This is a genomic window from Candidatus Binataceae bacterium (assembly GCA_035500095.1).
Taxonomy (GTDB): domain Bacteria; phylum Desulfobacterota; class Binatia; order Binatales; family Binataceae; genus JAKAVN01.
Genome location: DATJXN010000123.1, coordinates 1 through 13,266, shown reverse-complemented (window position 1 = coordinate 13,266; position 13,266 = coordinate 1). Strand labels below are relative to the sequence as shown.

The 13,266-nt window shown below is 66.6% G+C and carries 14 protein-coding genes; 8 read left to right on the top strand and 6 right to left on the bottom strand.

From position 1 onward, the window contains the following. Positions 1-39: 39 nt before the first annotated feature. Both VMI09_12970 and VMI09_12965 read right to left on the bottom strand, forming a co-directional pair. Positions 40-471, bottom strand: a complete 432-nt coding sequence (locus tag VMI09_12970) for a DUF393 domain-containing protein (protein ID HTQ25599.1) — start codon at positions 469-471, stop codon at positions 40-42. Between the two features lie 15 nt (positions 472-486). Continuing rightward, positions 487-1,002, bottom strand: a complete 516-nt coding sequence (locus VMI09_12965; protein HTQ25598.1) for an alpha-isopropylmalate synthase regulatory domain-containing protein — start codon at positions 1,000-1,002, stop codon at positions 487-489. A gap of 150 nt (positions 1,003-1,152) precedes the next feature. On the opposite strand from VMI09_12965, the gene VMI09_12960 reads away from it, so the two are divergent. Beyond that, the gene (locus tag VMI09_12960; protein ID HTQ25597.1) at positions 1,153-3,201 is read left to right on the top strand and encodes a hypothetical protein; all 2,049 of its coding nucleotides are present in this window, start codon (positions 1,153-1,155) and stop codon (positions 3,199-3,201) included. Between the two features lie 10 nt (positions 3,202-3,211). Here VMI09_12960 and fabG read toward each other — a convergent pair whose 3' ends face one another. Together fabG and VMI09_12950 are read right to left on the bottom strand one after the other, a co-directional pair. Next, positions 3,212-3,958, bottom strand: coding sequence for a 3-oxoacyl-[acyl-carrier-protein] reductase (gene fabG / locus VMI09_12955; protein HTQ25596.1), 747 nt, complete (start codon positions 3,956-3,958; stop codon positions 3,212-3,214). A gap of 110 nt (positions 3,959-4,068) precedes the next feature. Continuing rightward, positions 4,069-4,449, bottom strand: a complete 381-nt coding sequence (locus tag VMI09_12950; GenBank protein HTQ25595.1) for an iron-sulfur cluster assembly accessory protein — start codon at positions 4,447-4,449, stop codon at positions 4,069-4,071. A gap of 217 nt (positions 4,450-4,666) precedes the next feature. Here VMI09_12950 and queG point away from each other — a divergent pair, with 217 nt between their 5' ends. The 5 genes from queG to VMI09_12925 are packed head-to-tail and all read left to right on the top strand — an operon-like array spanning position 4,667 to position 9,563. After that, positions 4,667-5,788: a tRNA epoxyqueuosine(34) reductase QueG gene (queG, locus tag VMI09_12945; GenBank protein HTQ25594.1), complete on the top strand. Its 1,122-nt coding sequence runs from the start codon at positions 4,667-4,669 to the stop codon at positions 5,786-5,788. A gap of 47 nt (positions 5,789-5,835) precedes the next feature. Next, positions 5,836-6,660, top strand: coding sequence for a tetratricopeptide repeat protein (locus tag VMI09_12940; protein ID HTQ25593.1), 825 nt, complete (start codon positions 5,836-5,838; stop codon positions 6,658-6,660). Positions 6,661-6,675: 15 nt separating this feature from the next. After that, positions 6,676-8,145 (top strand): LutB/LldF family L-lactate oxidation iron-sulfur protein, encoded by a 1,470-nt coding sequence (locus VMI09_12935; GenBank protein ID HTQ25592.1) that lies wholly within the window; start codon positions 6,676-6,678, stop codon positions 8,143-8,145. A gap of 1 nt (position 8,146) precedes the next feature. Further along, positions 8,147-8,848, top strand: a complete 702-nt coding sequence (locus tag VMI09_12930) for a lactate utilization protein (GenBank protein ID HTQ25591.1) — start codon at positions 8,147-8,149, stop codon at positions 8,846-8,848. Next, complete coding sequence (locus VMI09_12925; protein HTQ25590.1) at positions 8,841-9,563, top strand: (Fe-S)-binding protein; 723 nt, start codon at positions 8,841-8,843, stop codon at positions 9,561-9,563. Before VMI09_12930 ends, VMI09_12925 begins: the two co-directional genes overlap by 8 nt. Positions 9,564-9,806: 243 nt before the next feature. Here the strand turns inward: VMI09_12925 and VMI09_12920 are convergent, their stop codons facing one another. Beyond that, entirely contained in the window at positions 9,807-10,271 is a 465-nt protein-coding gene (locus VMI09_12920; GenBank protein HTQ25589.1) for a PKD domain-containing protein, read from the bottom strand. Then, on the bottom strand, positions 10,253-10,597 hold the full coding sequence (locus VMI09_12915; protein ID HTQ25588.1) for a hypothetical protein: 345 nt from the start codon (positions 10,595-10,597) through the stop codon (positions 10,253-10,255). The genes VMI09_12920 and VMI09_12915 overlap by 19 nt, the downstream gene beginning before the upstream one ends. A gap of 299 nt (positions 10,598-10,896) precedes the next feature. On the opposite strand from VMI09_12915, the gene VMI09_12910 reads away from it, so the two are divergent. Both VMI09_12910 and VMI09_12905 read left to right on the top strand, forming a co-directional pair. Beyond that, a complete protein-coding gene (locus VMI09_12910; protein ID HTQ25587.1) occupies positions 10,897-12,957 on the top strand; it encodes an ABC-F family ATP-binding cassette domain-containing protein in 2,061 nt (686 codons plus the stop codon). Between the two features lie 119 nt (positions 12,958-13,076). Further along, on the top strand, positions 13,077-13,266 hold a 190-nt coding region (locus tag VMI09_12905), incomplete at its 3' end, for a hypothetical protein (protein ID HTQ25586.1).

Here is a 13,266-nt window from a genome sequence, read left to right as displayed (position 1 = left end):
GCGGCGCGCCTCGGACGCCGCGCGCCGGCGGCGCCGTGCTCAAGGCTGACGCGCCGACGCGGCGGCGACCGGCGCGCCCGCGTCGCGCTTGCGATTGCCGGCGATCGCTTTGTACTGGAGGTCGGCGATCCACGCGTAGCCCGGAACATACCATAGATACGCGAGCATGCTGCGGAACCCCGCCTGGCGACGCAGGATTTCGTTGACCGCGCGCGCTCCGCGATAGACCCGCCCGTGATCGTCGATCACGTGCAATTCGTAGAGCAGGTCGTCGAGCTTGAGCCCGGGAAAGTGGCCGCGCGCCGCCGGATCGTTGGCGTCGAACAGTTCCAGCGACTCGGTATTGTCGTAGCGCAGGATTCCGGCCGCCACGTTGCGGCACATCTCGCAACCGCCGTCGTAAAGCACCGCGAGCTTGCCCGCCGAGGCCTGGGCAGCGATTCGCTCCGGATCGCCGAAAAGCCGTCCCATCGTGCGCGCGCGAACCTAACGCCGCGACAGCCGCGGATTGGCCGCCGTGCGCCGCGTCCGGTTGCGTTCGTGATCGATTCGCCACTCGTAACCGTCAACCAGCGATTGCCATCCGGCCTCCGCCGTGTTGGCCGACTTGGCGAGCGTGGTCCAGACGTTCTGACCGTCGGAGAATTTCTTGATCGACATCACCTCGGCTTCGGTCGATTCGCCGCTCGCGTGCATGTAGGTTTCGATGACGCGGACCGGCTCGAGAAAGGGAAAGTACTTGAGCAGCGCCTTGCGCAGCGCCAGATCGAGGGCATGCACGACGCCGACGCCGCGCGCGGCCTCGGTCTCCTCGACGTCGCCGATGCGGATCACCACGGTGGCGTCGATGGTCATCTTGCCTTCGTAAAAATCGTCGATTACGCGCCGGCGTACGACTACGAAGGGCGGTTCGTAGTTGCCCAAACGGCGCAGTTCATCAAGCTCGCGCGAGGCCTGTGGAATCTCGGCCTCGTGAAAGATCGATTTGGATTCCTGTTGCATCGTTGCCGCCTCGGCCAATCTCAGGGTTAATTATCTTTCCCGCCAGCCGCCCTTTCAAGGCAATCCGCCCCTCGCCGTCATCCCCGACGGTGCATGAACGTTACGCGCGGGGTGCTGTAATTGTTGACAAGCGCTTGCAATCATTGATCGATGGGCCGGCTCGTAAGATTGCTCATTGCGCTCCTGGCGGTTTCCGCGGCGCTCTCCGCCCCGATTGCGCTTTCCGGCGTAGCCGCCGCCGATCCCGCGGCACAAATAACCGTACCCCTCACGATCGATTACCTTACGCTTGGCGCGGCGCTGAAGCATCAGATCTACGACGCGCCCGGGGGCCGCGCGATCCTATGGAAAGGAATCAACGACTGTGAGTTTCTCTCCGCCTACAATCCGCGCTTCGTCCCGGGCGCAGCCCCGAAGGTCGGGCTCGAGACCGACGGCGAGCTCGGGCTGGGCGTGCCGGTGGGCGATAAGTGCATAAGCCCGATCTCGTGGAAGGGAATCATCGCGATCGACGCGACGCCCTACCTGACATCCAACCTCGCCCTGATGTTCCGCGTGAGCGATATCAATCTCTACGACCCGCAGCATCGCAAGACCCTCATCGCCGGGCGCGGCTTCGATCTCGTCAAGGACAACTTTATCCCGCGCTTCGAGACTTTCAGGTTCGACCTCCGCGCGCCGATCGAGGAGTTCCGCGCGCTGGCCGAGGAAACCGCGCCCGACGGACAGGCCGATAGTTTCAAGCACGTGCTCGCGACGGTCCACAGCGTCGGCCCGGCAGTCGCCGGGAGCGACGGCATAGGGATCACGCTCGCGCTGAGCGCGCCGATCCAACCGGCCGCGCAGCCGAGAGCGGCCGCCGGACCGCTGACGCCGGTCGAGCAGGGGGCGTGGGACGAGCAACTCGACCGATGGGACGCCTTCATTGTGTTTGCGATAAAGCAGATCGGCCCGACGATAGCTGACAAGGCACTCCGGGCCCAGCTGCTGAATCTGCTGCTCGACGGACGCTACCGCCTTGCCGAAGCGATCGGCCAGCCGCCGGCGCCGGGCGGTCCTGACCCGGTGCGCGCGCTTTTTCTTGATCAGTGGCGGCGCCTCGGCAGCCTCGTGCGTACGGCGGCGGCGCGCGGCCAGCTTGGCGACCGCGCGCTGGAATTCCTGTCCTTCATCTCCGCCGGTGACGCGCTGATGGCCTTCGACGAGGCTGCACCGGCGCTCGGCGCGCGCATCTCGGCGGCCGACCTGCGCCGCCTCGCGCGCATCATGGCTCCGCAATCGACCGCCGATCCACTCCAGTTCAACTACGATCCGGATCCCGAGCTGCAGCATATTTTCGGCTTTACGCCGCCGCCGCTCACGCCCGGCTCGGTCGAGCCTAACGATTCGGACGCGCCGGAGCCGACCGCGAGCGCGACGCCTGCGCCGGGGGCCTCAGGTGCGACGCCCACGCCTGCGCAGCCGGCTTTAACGCCCGGGCCACAGTCTCCCACGCCGACGGCGGACCATTCCTCGGCCGGGAGCGTGATGCGTTTCGCGTCGCGATTCGTCGCGCCGGCCGAGGCCTTCGCCGACGCGCCGCCCGAACCGCCGCAGTTGCGGCAGCTCGGAGTGATGCTCAGGCGGTCGGTAGTGAACGAAAATAACGTCGACCGCTACACGCGCGAGCTTGGCGCGCTACTCGACGCCGCAGCCGGGAGCGAGATTGCCGACGAACAACCCGACCGCGCCCTGCAGCCGACCTATCGCGTGGTGGTCAGGGCGGCGGCGTGGCAGGAGAGCTGCTGGCGGCAGTTTGTGCTGGTGCGCGGCCGCGTACGCTACCTCGAATCATCGACTCATGACATCGGCCTGATGCAGGTCAATCGCTACGTCTGGCGCGGCTTTTACGACTTGAGACATATCGAATGGGATATCGCGTACAACGCGGGCGCGGGCAGCCAGATTCTCGCGCGCCTGATGATCCGCGCGGCGGGCAAAGCGCCGCGCGCGGACCGGGGCGACGCGCTCGCGCGCTCGACCTATGCGGCGTACAACGGCGGTCCAGATAAATTCGATCGATGGCGCCGCGACGATGAACCGCCCGACAAGCGGCTCATCGATACGGCGTTCTGGCAGAAGTATCGCGCGCTCAAGGACGGTCAATCGCTGAACATTTTGAAATGCGAAGCCCAATGGGGCCACGTGCCCGGACCCTAGCGCGCGAGCGTTACATCGCAAGCCCGCCGTCAATTTGAATTACCGCGCCGGTGATATACGCCGCCGCGTCCGAGAGCAAAAAGGCGACCGTCGGCGCAACGTCCTCGACCGAGCCGAAGCGCCCGAGCGGAATCATCGCGAGCGCCCTGTCCCGATTCTCTTTCGACAGCACGGCCGTCATGTCGGTTTCGATAAACCCGAGCGCGACCGCGTTCACTCGCACGCCGAGCGGTCCCAGCTCCTTGGCCATCGCCTTGGTCATCCCGACCAGGCCCGCCTTGGAAGCCGAGTAATTCACCTGCCCTGCCATCCCGACCAGGCCGGAGATCGACGTGATATTGATGATCGCGCCGCGCTTGGCTTTCATCATGATGAATGCGCTTGCGCGCGCGACGTTGAAGGCGCCAGTCAGATTGGTCTGGATGACCGCGGACCAGTCCTCTTCGGTCATCATTACCAGCAGCTTGTCGCGCGTAAGGCCTGCGTTGTTGACCACCGCGTCGAGCCGGCCGAACTCGGCCTTGGCCGCGTTGACCATCGCACGCACCTCCTTGAGGTCGGCGACGTCGGTTTTGAACGCGAGCGCCTTGACGCCGAGCGCGGCGATCTCGCTCTTCAGCCCCTCCGCCTGCTGCTCGCTCTTTAGATAGTTGAACGCTACATTGGCGCCGCGGCGGGCGACCTCGAGCGCGATGGCGCGGCCGATCCCGCGCGTCGCCCCGGTGACGATTATTCCCTTGCCGTCGAGGTCTTTCATTTTCAGTCTTGTTTTTTTCAGTCTCGGCTTTTCAGTGTTGGCACAAAAAAGACCGCCCGCACAGACGTACGGGCGGCCAATTTATGGATCGAACTGGTTCGGAACCGCGGTCAGGCGCTGAACGACGACCCGCAGCCGCAGGTGCGGCTCGCGCGCGGATTGTCGAAACGGAAACCGCCAGCGTGCAGGCTCTCCACGTAGTCCAGCGTGACGCCTGCGATGTAGGGCAGCGAAACCTCGTCGACGAAGACCTTCATCCCATCGATTTCCACCGCCGTATCGCCTTCCTTGCGCACGTCGAAGCCGAGCGAGTACTGAAAGCCCGAGCATCCGCCGCCAACCACCGAGATTCTGAGCCCCTGTTCGGCGCTGAGGCCCTCTTTCGCATGCATCTGCTTGACCATCTCGATCGCCTTGGGCGTGAGATTGACGCTCGACCCGCCTTCGCGAGGCGACTCCGCGCGATGCTCGTGCTGGACTTCTTCGGACATCCTCGCAATCCTCCAGACTGTATCTGCTGATAGGCGGCGATGCCGCGCTAACCAACTGGTCAATTCTAACCCAGCCGGCCCGCGCGGAGCAAATCCCCCGGCGCCGGGCGGATTTATCGGATACGGGTGATGTGTCCGATAACGGCTACGCAGCGCTCGCGCCTGGACGATAATGTTTGATGGCAGAGGCTCCGACGGCCTTTGTGGCGCGCATTCGATGGCTCGACTCGAAGAGATAATCACTGCGGCGGCATATCAGCAGGGCTTCGTGCTCGTCGGCTTCGCGCCGCTTCGCCGTCTCGATAATCGCGACCAGTTCTTCAACCAATGGCTTGCGGCGGGACGCGCGGGCGAGATGGGCTGGCTCGGGCGCGACCCCGAGCGGCGGCTGGACCCGCGACGGATCGATCCGCGCCTGCGCTCGGTCGTGAGCCTCGGCTATCCGTACGCCGCTCCGGCGATCCCCGACCTGGATTGGCGCGCCGCGATGCGCGGGCGGATCGCCGCCTACGCGCTTGGGCCGGACTACCATGACACGGTGCTCGCGCGCGCTCGCGCGGTGGCGGCGCAGCTTAGGAGCGAACGCCCCGACGCGGCGGTCACGCGCGCGTACGTCGATACCGGCGCGGTGTTCGAGCGCGAGTGGGCGGCGGAGGCGCGCCTTGGATGGTTCGGCAGAAACACCAACCTGCTCAACCGCTACCGCGGTTCGTATTTCTTTCTCGCCGAGATTTTCACCGACGCCGAATTCGAGCCGAGCGGCGAGCCCTATCGCGATCACTGCGGCACCTGCCGCCAGTGTCTCGATCTCTGCCCGACCGGGGCGCTGGCCGAGGGCTACGTTATGGAACCGCGGGTGTGCATCTCGTACCTGACGATCGAGCATCACGGGCCGATTCCAACCGAGCTCCGCCCGAAGCTCGGCAACTGGATCTTCGGATGCGACGTCTGCCAGGAAGTGTGCCCGTGGAACGTGAGCCCGGGCGCCGCAGCCGACGACGCGCTGATGCCGTTCCTGCCGGAGTTGATGGCGCTCGACGAGGACGGCTTCCGCGGCCGCTTCGGCAAGAGCGCGGTCGCGCGAACGAAGCGGCGCGGCTTGCTGCGCAACGCCGCGGTGGTGCTTGGCAACAGCGGAAACCGCGACGCGGTGGCGGTGCTGGCGCGCTCGCTCGCGGACGAAATCGAACCCCTGGTACGCGCACACGCGGCTTGGGCGCTTGGCCAACTCGGCGGGGCCGGCGCGTGCACGGCGCTGGAGCGCCGCCGAAAAAGCGAGACCGACGCCGCCGTGGGTCTGGAGATCGATGCGGCGCTGGCGGCAGCCAGCGGGGGATGACTCGCGCGCGCTGGCTCAAGCGGAGCGCGGCGTTATATAACACAGCCATGAATGCCGCGCGCACCGAATTCGCCCGTATCGCCGCACGCGAGCCGATTCCGCTTGCCCACGGCGCGCTGCTGATCGCCAAGGAGGAATATCCCGACCTCGACGTCCCGCACTACCTGGAACGTCTGGCGGATCTGGGACGCGCGGCGCAAAGCGTGCTGCGCGAGGCCGAAAACACGGTCGAACGCGTGCAGACGCTCTCCGACTTCCTGTTCGTGCGCACCGGCTTCGCCGGCAATCGCGACAACTACGCCGACCCGCGCAATTCCTTTCTCAACGACGTGCTCGAGCGCCGCCTGGGCATCCCGATCACACTCTCGGTGATCTACCTCGAGGTCGGACGGCGCGCCGGGCTGAACCTCTTCGGCGTCTCCTTTCCTTCGCACTTTCTGGTCAAGGCGGTCGACGAGCGCGGCGAATTGATCATCGATCCTTTCAACGGCGGCGCGATCCTCGACCTCGACGACATCCGCGACCGGCTGAAGCAGATCTACGGCCAGCCGGTGGAATTGCAGCCGGCGATGCTCAAGGCCGTCGGCGGACGGCACATCCTGGCGCGCATGCTGCGCAATTTGAAAAATATCTACGCGAGCGGCGCCGATTGGCCGCGTTCGCTCGCCGCGCTCGACCGGATCCTGATTTTGGAGCCGCGCGCGGCCGACGAAATCCTGGAGCGCGCCGCGCTCTACGAACGGCTGGAATGCTTCGGCGCCGCGCTCGACGATTTCCAGCGTTTTCTCACGCAGTACGCCGACCATCCCGCGGCCGACGCGGCGCGCGAGGCCATAGTGCGCCTCACCCGCCAGGTCGCGCGGATCAACTGACGCGGGGCGCCGTCAATGCCGCACGAAAGCGCGCCACAAGATTTCTTTGCCGCGGCCGAGGCCGCGGTCGCCGACACGCAGTTGCGGCGCAAGCTCGAGAACGCGACCGGACGCCATCTCGACCACGTCGCCGCTACGCGCGCCGAGTTCCCCGCCTACGAGGCCGAGCGCGACGCCTCGCGCCGGATAAAAGAGGAATCGATCGCGCGGCTCGACGAGCTGCTGGTCCGGCTCAAGGAGCGGCTCGAGGCCAACGGATGCAACGTGTTCGTTGCCGCCGACGCGGCCGAGGCGCGAAAGTATATCGTCGGCCTCGCCCGCGAGCGCGGCGCGCGCCGCGTGGTCAAAGGCAAGTCGATGGCGACCGAGGAGATCGCGCTCAACCCGGCGCTGGCGGAAGCCGGATGCGAGGTGGTCGAAACCGACCTCGGCGAATACATCGTGCAACTGCGCGGCGAGCGCCCCTCGCACATCATCACGCCCGCGATCCATCTCTCCAAGGAAGACATCGGGCTGCTCTTCAACGATAAGCTGCATATCCCCTACACCTCTGAGCCGACCGCGTTGACGGCGGTCGCGCGCGAGCGCCTGCGCGAGGTCTTCCTCGCCGCCGAGATGGGCGTGACCGGCGCCAATTTCGCGATCGCCGAAACCGGCACCCTGGTGCTGGTCGAAAACGAGGGCAACGGGCGGATGTCGAGCACGCTGCCCGAAATTTTCGTCGCCGTGATGGGCATCGAGAAGGTCATCCCCGCGATGGCCGACTTGAGCCACTTCCTCGAGGTGCTCGCGCGTACGGCGACCGGGCAGAAGCTGACCACCTATACGAATTTCATCAGCGGGCCGCGGCGCGCCGGCGAGGCCGACGGTCCGCGCGAAGTGCACGTGGTGATGCTCGACAACGGCCGCAGCGCGATGCTCGCCGATCCGGTGCTGCGCGAAGCGCTTTACTGTCTGCGTTGCGGCGCATGCCTCAACGTCTGCCCGATCTACCGGCGCGTCGGCGGCCACGCCTACGGCTCGACTTATCCGGGACCGATCGGCTCGATCCTGAGCCCGAGCCTGTTCGGTGGCGCGACCGCCGCGCTGCCGTTCGCCTCGACGCTCTGCGGAGCATGCCGCGAGATATGTCCGGTGAAGATCGACATCCCGCGCATCCTGCTCCATCTGCGATGGAAGGAAACAGCCACGGACAAGGGCGGAGACGGCGCGCTGCCGGCGCCCGAGTGGCCGCGCGCGGCGGAGCGCGCGCGCGACGGGGTGAGGACGTTTTCCCGGATGGCCAGGCATCCGTTCAGGACGCGCGTACTCGGGCGGATGGCGGCGCTTTTGATGTGGCCGTTTGCGCGGAGCGGTTACGTGCGATGGATGCCGCCGCCGTTCAGCAACTGGACCCACGTGCGCGATTTCCCGGCGCCGCGTTTCCGCCGTCGGCGTAAGGCCCGCGCGAAGATCGAGGCCGCGAACGACGCGGCAAAGGCGTAGCGTGGCCGAGTTCCACAAACTCATCGCGAACGTGCGCGAGGCGCTGGAGCACCAGGTAGCAGCGCCGGCGCACAACGGCGAGGCAGCCTCGGCCGAGGCCGTACCGACGGCTCAGGCGGCGCGCCGGGTCGAGCTCGCCTCGCAGTTCGCGCGCGAACTGCAGGCGGTGGGCGGCCATTTTCTCGGCACGCCCACGCCCAAGGAGACGATCGCGTGCGTGCTCGAAGTCGCGACGGCGCTCAACGCGCGTAGCGTGGCCGTCGGCGCCGGCATTTTCATCGACCCCGCGCCGATCGTCGACGCGCTCGAGCGCGCCGGAATTGAGGTTTTTCGCACCGCTCCCGTGGCCGACGACGCGGCGCGCGCGGTGTTGCGGCAAACGCTCGCGCAATGCGATTTCGCGCTGGTCGAGGCCGATTACGCGATCGCCGCGACCGGCACGCTCGCGATGCTCGCGACGCCCGAGCGCCCCTCCTCGCTCACCCTGGTGCCGCCGGTCAACGTGATCCTTGTCAGTATCGAGCGAATCTTGACCGACCTCGCCGCCGCGATCGCCGCAATCGGCGCCGAAGCCATCGCGAGCCATCGCCTGGCCCTGGTCACCGGTCCAAGCCGCACCGCCGATATCGAAAAGCGCATCGTGCTCGGCGTGCACGGACCGCGCGAGCTTCACGTCGCAGCCGTATGGCAGGGCAATGACTGAGGTACGGCTGTTCGGCACCTGTCTCGCCGAAGAATTCTACCCGTCGGCGGTCGGCGCGGCGGCGCGCGTCCTGGGCGAACTCAAGCTCAAGGTGCGCCCGATCCGCCGCGCCTTCTGCTGCGGACAGGCCGCGTTCAACGAGGGGATGCGCGAGCAGGCCGCCGAGCTTGGACGCCGCTTCCTCGGCGCATGCGACCCGGGAGTGCCGGTCGTCGTTCCGTCGGGGTCGTGCGCCGCGATGGTCAAAATATTTTACGCCGACCTCTTCGCCGGCGATCCGAAACTTGCCGCCAAAGCGGCGGCGCTCCGGCCTTGGGTGTACGAGTTTTCGCAGTTCCTGGTTGGCGTGATGAAGGTGCGCTATCTGGGAGCGCGTTTCGAGCACGCCGTCGCATACCATCCGGGATGCCATCTGGTGCGCGAGATGGGCGTCCGCGACGAGCCGCGCCTTTTGCTGAGCGCGGTCGGCGGAATCCGCCTGTGCGAATTGCGCAACTCCCATGAGTGCTGCGGCTTCGGCGGGATGTTCTCGGTCAAGTTCCCGCACATTTCGGGCGGGATGCTCGCCGACAAGGTCGCGAGCGTGCGCGAGAGCGGCGCCGAAGTGGTGGTCGCGAACGATTGCGGATGCCTGATGCAGATCGGCGGCGGGATGAGCCGCGCGGGGCTGAGCGTCGAAACGCGCCATCTGGCCGAAGTGCTGGCGTCGAGGTAGCGAGGCCGCACAGCGCCGCCGCGATGCAGCCGATCTTTTTCTACTTGCTCGCCGAGCTAGTCTAGTGTGGTGTCCTGGAAATAAGTCTCATCCCAAAATCTCGAGGCTGTCATTCCGAGCGCAGCGAGGAATCCCGGCTTCCACGAAAAACGAATAAAGATCCGGGATTCCTCGGTCGCCGACTCCCTCGGAATGACACCTTGACACTTTTCCGGATATGCAACTTATTTGCGGGACGTCAGACTAGTTGGCAAGCGCCGGACGCACCGTAACACCTACGTAACCCGTCGCCGTGCGGCCGTCCGCAGTCGTCGCGTTGACGGTCGCAACATAAGTGCCGGGAGTGCTGTAGGTGTGGAAAAAGGTGAGCGGCGGATCCATCGAGACCTGGCCGTCGCCGAAGTTCCACACGTATGAAACGAAGCCCTTGCCGTCGGGGTCGACCGTGTTGACGAAGAAGCCGACCGTGAGGGGCGCGGGGCCGTAGCCTGGAACCGCGGTCATCGTGATAACCGGCGGCTGTGGAAGGTCGATGCGCTTGTAGCGCTCGGGCATCGATCCGGGCGCCTTGGTCGCCACGGACGCGGGCATCTCCTCCTGCGGCTGCTCCTGGTCCGGCTGCGATTGGGCCCGGGCCGCCCCCGGATGCGTCGCGGCCAGCAGCAGTGCGGCAAGGACGGCCGCGAGCGCTAGACGCGCATCAGCCATTCGCTAAGATCGATCGTCACCGCGCCGCCGTCGGTCAACTGCAGCGATTTGGGCGAGCGGCGGAGCTGCATCTTATCGATTTCAGTTTCGCGCGGCAGCATGTAGAGCAATATCTCTCCCGATATCGAGAGCAGGCGCACTCGCTGTTCGCCGTGGCGCTCGACGCCGGTGACCTCGTAGGGGCTCAGGTGGAAAGGGAAACCGCGCAGACGAACCACTCTGTCGTCGTACTCTTCGACCACGCCGACGAAGAAGCGCGTATTGTCGTCATGGAAAAGCTTGCGATCGATTACGAGTATGTGGTCGCCGTCCCGGATTGCGGGCATATCGTTCCTCCCTTGTGGCCGGCGGGCTGCGCCGCTCGGCTTCCCCCCTGCGTTCCAGACACTGCAACCATTAAACGGATTGCGCCGCGCCCCGTCCATACCCCCCCCTCGATTCGGACGTGCGTTTGGGCAGGATTCGGGATCGCGGCGAGCGTGCGCGCGCGGCGCCCGTGCTTTTGCGCGCGCGCCGATGCGGCTAAACTGGTCGGATTAAGCGGGCCTCGGGCGCCGGCTCCAGTGGCGCTGAATTACCGTGACTTTATTATTTGACGGAATTGGGATGTGCCCGAATTTGATCGATGCTGGCGCTCGATAAAGTATCAAAGTTTTACGGCGGGCGGACGATCTTCGACGGCGTGAGCTGGTCGATGGCCGACGACGCGCGGGTCGGCCTGGTCGGTCTCAACGGCGCCGGCAAGACGACTCTACTGCGGATGATCGGCGAGGTCATCGCGCCCGACGGCGGCCGTATCGCCCGCCCGCAGCGCACTTCGGTCGGTTACCTGCCGCAGGACGCACCCGAGATGAGCGGCCGGTCGGTGCTCGACGAAACGCTCTCGGCTCTAAGCGAGATGCAAGCCCACGATCGCCGCCGGGTTGAGCTGGAAGAGATCCTCGCCGAGCATCATAGCGGCCCCGAGCACGACGCCGCGCTCGCCGAACTCGGCGACGTGCTGAGCGAACTCGAGCGTCACGGCTTTTACGAGGCCGAGAGCCGCGCCAAAGCGGTGCTGTTCGGGCTGGGGTTCAGCGAAGCCGACCTCGCGCGCGACGTCGCGGAGTTCTCCGGTGGGATCCGGATGCGAATCGCGCTGGCCAAGCTCCTGGTGCGCCGTCCGACATTCCTGATGCTCGACGAACCGACCAACCATCTCGACCTCGAAGCGCGCAACTGGCTCGAGGACTACCTCGCGAACTATCCCGGCGGAATCATCCTGGTTTCGCACGATCGCTACTTTCTCGATCGGGTGACCGACCGCACGGTCGAGGTCGCGCGCGGGCGGCTCGTCGAATACCGGGGCGGCTACACGGCCTACCTGGCCGAGCGCGAGCAGCGGCGCGAAATCGAGCAGGCCGCGTATGAAAACCAGCGCGCCGAGATCGAGCATATGGAGGCGTTCATCAGCCGCTTCCGCTACCAGGCGAGCAAGGCCAAGCTGGTGCAGAGCCGGATAAAGCAGCTCGAAAAGATCGAGCGCCTCGAGCCGCCGGACGGGATCGAGAATCCGCCCGCGATCCGTTTTCCCCAGTGCGAGCGCGGCGCGCGCCGGGTTTTCGAACTGCGCGGCGCGGTCAAGCGCTATGGCGGCATCACGGTTTACAGCGGCGTCGATCTGACGATCGAGCGCGGCGCGCGTATCGCGCTGGTGGGTCCCAACGGCGCCGGCAAATCGACGATGATGAAGATGCTCGCGGGCATCGAGCCGTTGACCGCGGGCGAACGCCTCGTCGGCACGGGAATCGAGATCGGCTATTTCGCGCAAAACCTCGCCGAGTCGCTCGACTACGGCAAGACCGCGCTGAAGGAACTGAGCGACGCGGCGGACGGGATGACCACCGCCGAAATTCGCGGCCTGCTCGGCGCGATGCTTTTTTCGGGCGACGACGCGCTGAAGCTAGCGGGCGTGCTCTCGGGCGGCGAGCGCGCGCGGCTTGCGCTCGCCAAGGTGCTCGCCCATCGCAACAACTGCCTCCTGCTCGACGAGCCAACCAACAACCTCGACATCGTGGCCAAGGACACGCTTCTCGAAGCGCTCCGCCGCTTTCCCGGCACCGTGGTGATCGTCAGTCACGACCGCTATCTGCTGAACGAACTGGCGACCGAGGTTATCGAGGTCGGCCAGGGGCATGCGACGCGCTACCTCGGCAACTACGACTATTACCTGGCCAAGAAGGCGGCGGCCGAGTCCGCCGCCGACGCGGCCAACGCCCGCGCGGCCAAAGCCGCGCCGCCATCGGCCGCCGCACCGCGTGCCGCCGCAGGAGGCGCGGATTCCGGCGCGCGTGGCGCGCCCGGCGCACGCTCGGGTAGCGACGGACGTTCCGCCAACGGCGCGGCCGCCGGCGCCGGCGGCCGCCCCGACAATCAGCATCCGGCGACCCCACGCGCGCAGGATGCCAACCAGCGCCGCGAGCGCGAGCGCCGCGCCCGCCGGCGCCAGACGCTCGAGGGCGATATCGGGCGCAAGGAAAACGAGCGCGCGGCGCTGGGCGAGCAAATGAACGACCCGAATTTCTACCTGCAGCGCGCCGACGCTCGGGAACTCATCGCCGCGTATGAGCGGCTCGGACGTGAAATCGAACGGCTGTACGAAGAACTCATGGGCCTGGACGGCGAGGCGGCGGCGTCCGACGCGTAGCGCGTCGCGCCGCGGGAGCGCTTACGCGTGCCCCGCGCGTTCTGCTAGCCTGTGGCCATGCGTACGCGCTTCGCGCGCCCGCATGGCCGCAGGTGCGCGGAGCGGCTAGGATCGCGCTGGTGACTATTCCGGCGTCAGACTCGGCCGCGTTCATGCGATGGCTCGCCGGCGCGCTCGGCGAGCGATGGCCCGGCGCGCGCGCCGCGAGTGTCACGATGCTCAAGGGCGACGCCTCAAATCGCCGCTTCTGGCGCCTGGCGCTGGACGCGCCGCCGCCGCGCGGCGGCGGCGGCGCGTCCAGCGCCACGG

What these genes read in the sequence shown, in the direction of transcription:
- VMI09_12940 (HTQ25593.1), top strand. Translation starts at nt 5,836, where the DNA reads ATGAATGCCGCGCGCACCGAATTCGCCCGTATCGCCGCACGCGAGCCG.
- VMI09_12960 (HTQ25597.1), top strand. Translation starts at nt 1,153, where the DNA reads ATGGGCCGGCTCGTAAGATTGCTCATTGCGCTCCTGGCGGTTTCCGCG.
- VMI09_12915 (HTQ25588.1), bottom strand. Translation starts at nt 10,597, where the DNA reads ATGCCCGCAATCCGGGACGGCGACCACATACTCGTAATCGATCGCAAG.
- VMI09_12965 (HTQ25598.1), bottom strand. Translation starts at nt 1,002, where the DNA reads ATGCAACAGGAATCCAAATCGATCTTTCACGAGGCCGAGATTCCACAG.
- VMI09_12910 (HTQ25587.1), top strand. Translation starts at nt 10,897, where the DNA reads ATGCTGGCGCTCGATAAAGTATCAAAGTTTTACGGCGGGCGGACGATC.
- VMI09_12935 (HTQ25592.1), top strand. Translation starts at nt 6,676, where the DNA reads ATGCCGCACGAAAGCGCGCCACAAGATTTCTTTGCCGCGGCCGAGGCC.
- VMI09_12925 (HTQ25590.1), top strand. Translation starts at nt 8,841, where the DNA reads ATGACTGAGGTACGGCTGTTCGGCACCTGTCTCGCCGAAGAATTCTAC.
- VMI09_12920 (HTQ25589.1), bottom strand. Translation starts at nt 10,271, where the DNA reads ATGGCTGATGCGCGTCTAGCGCTCGCGGCCGTCCTTGCCGCACTGCTG.
- VMI09_12970 (HTQ25599.1), bottom strand. Translation starts at nt 471, where the DNA reads ATGGGACGGCTTTTCGGCGATCCGGAGCGAATCGCTGCCCAGGCCTCG.
- fabG (HTQ25596.1), bottom strand. Translation starts at nt 3,958, where the DNA reads ATGAAAGACCTCGACGGCAAGGGAATAATCGTCACCGGGGCGACGCGC.
- VMI09_12950 (HTQ25595.1), bottom strand. Translation starts at nt 4,449, where the DNA reads ATGTCCGAAGAAGTCCAGCACGAGCATCGCGCGGAGTCGCCTCGCGAA.
- queG (HTQ25594.1), top strand. Translation starts at nt 4,667, where the DNA reads ATGGCTCGACTCGAAGAGATAATCACTGCGGCGGCATATCAGCAGGGC.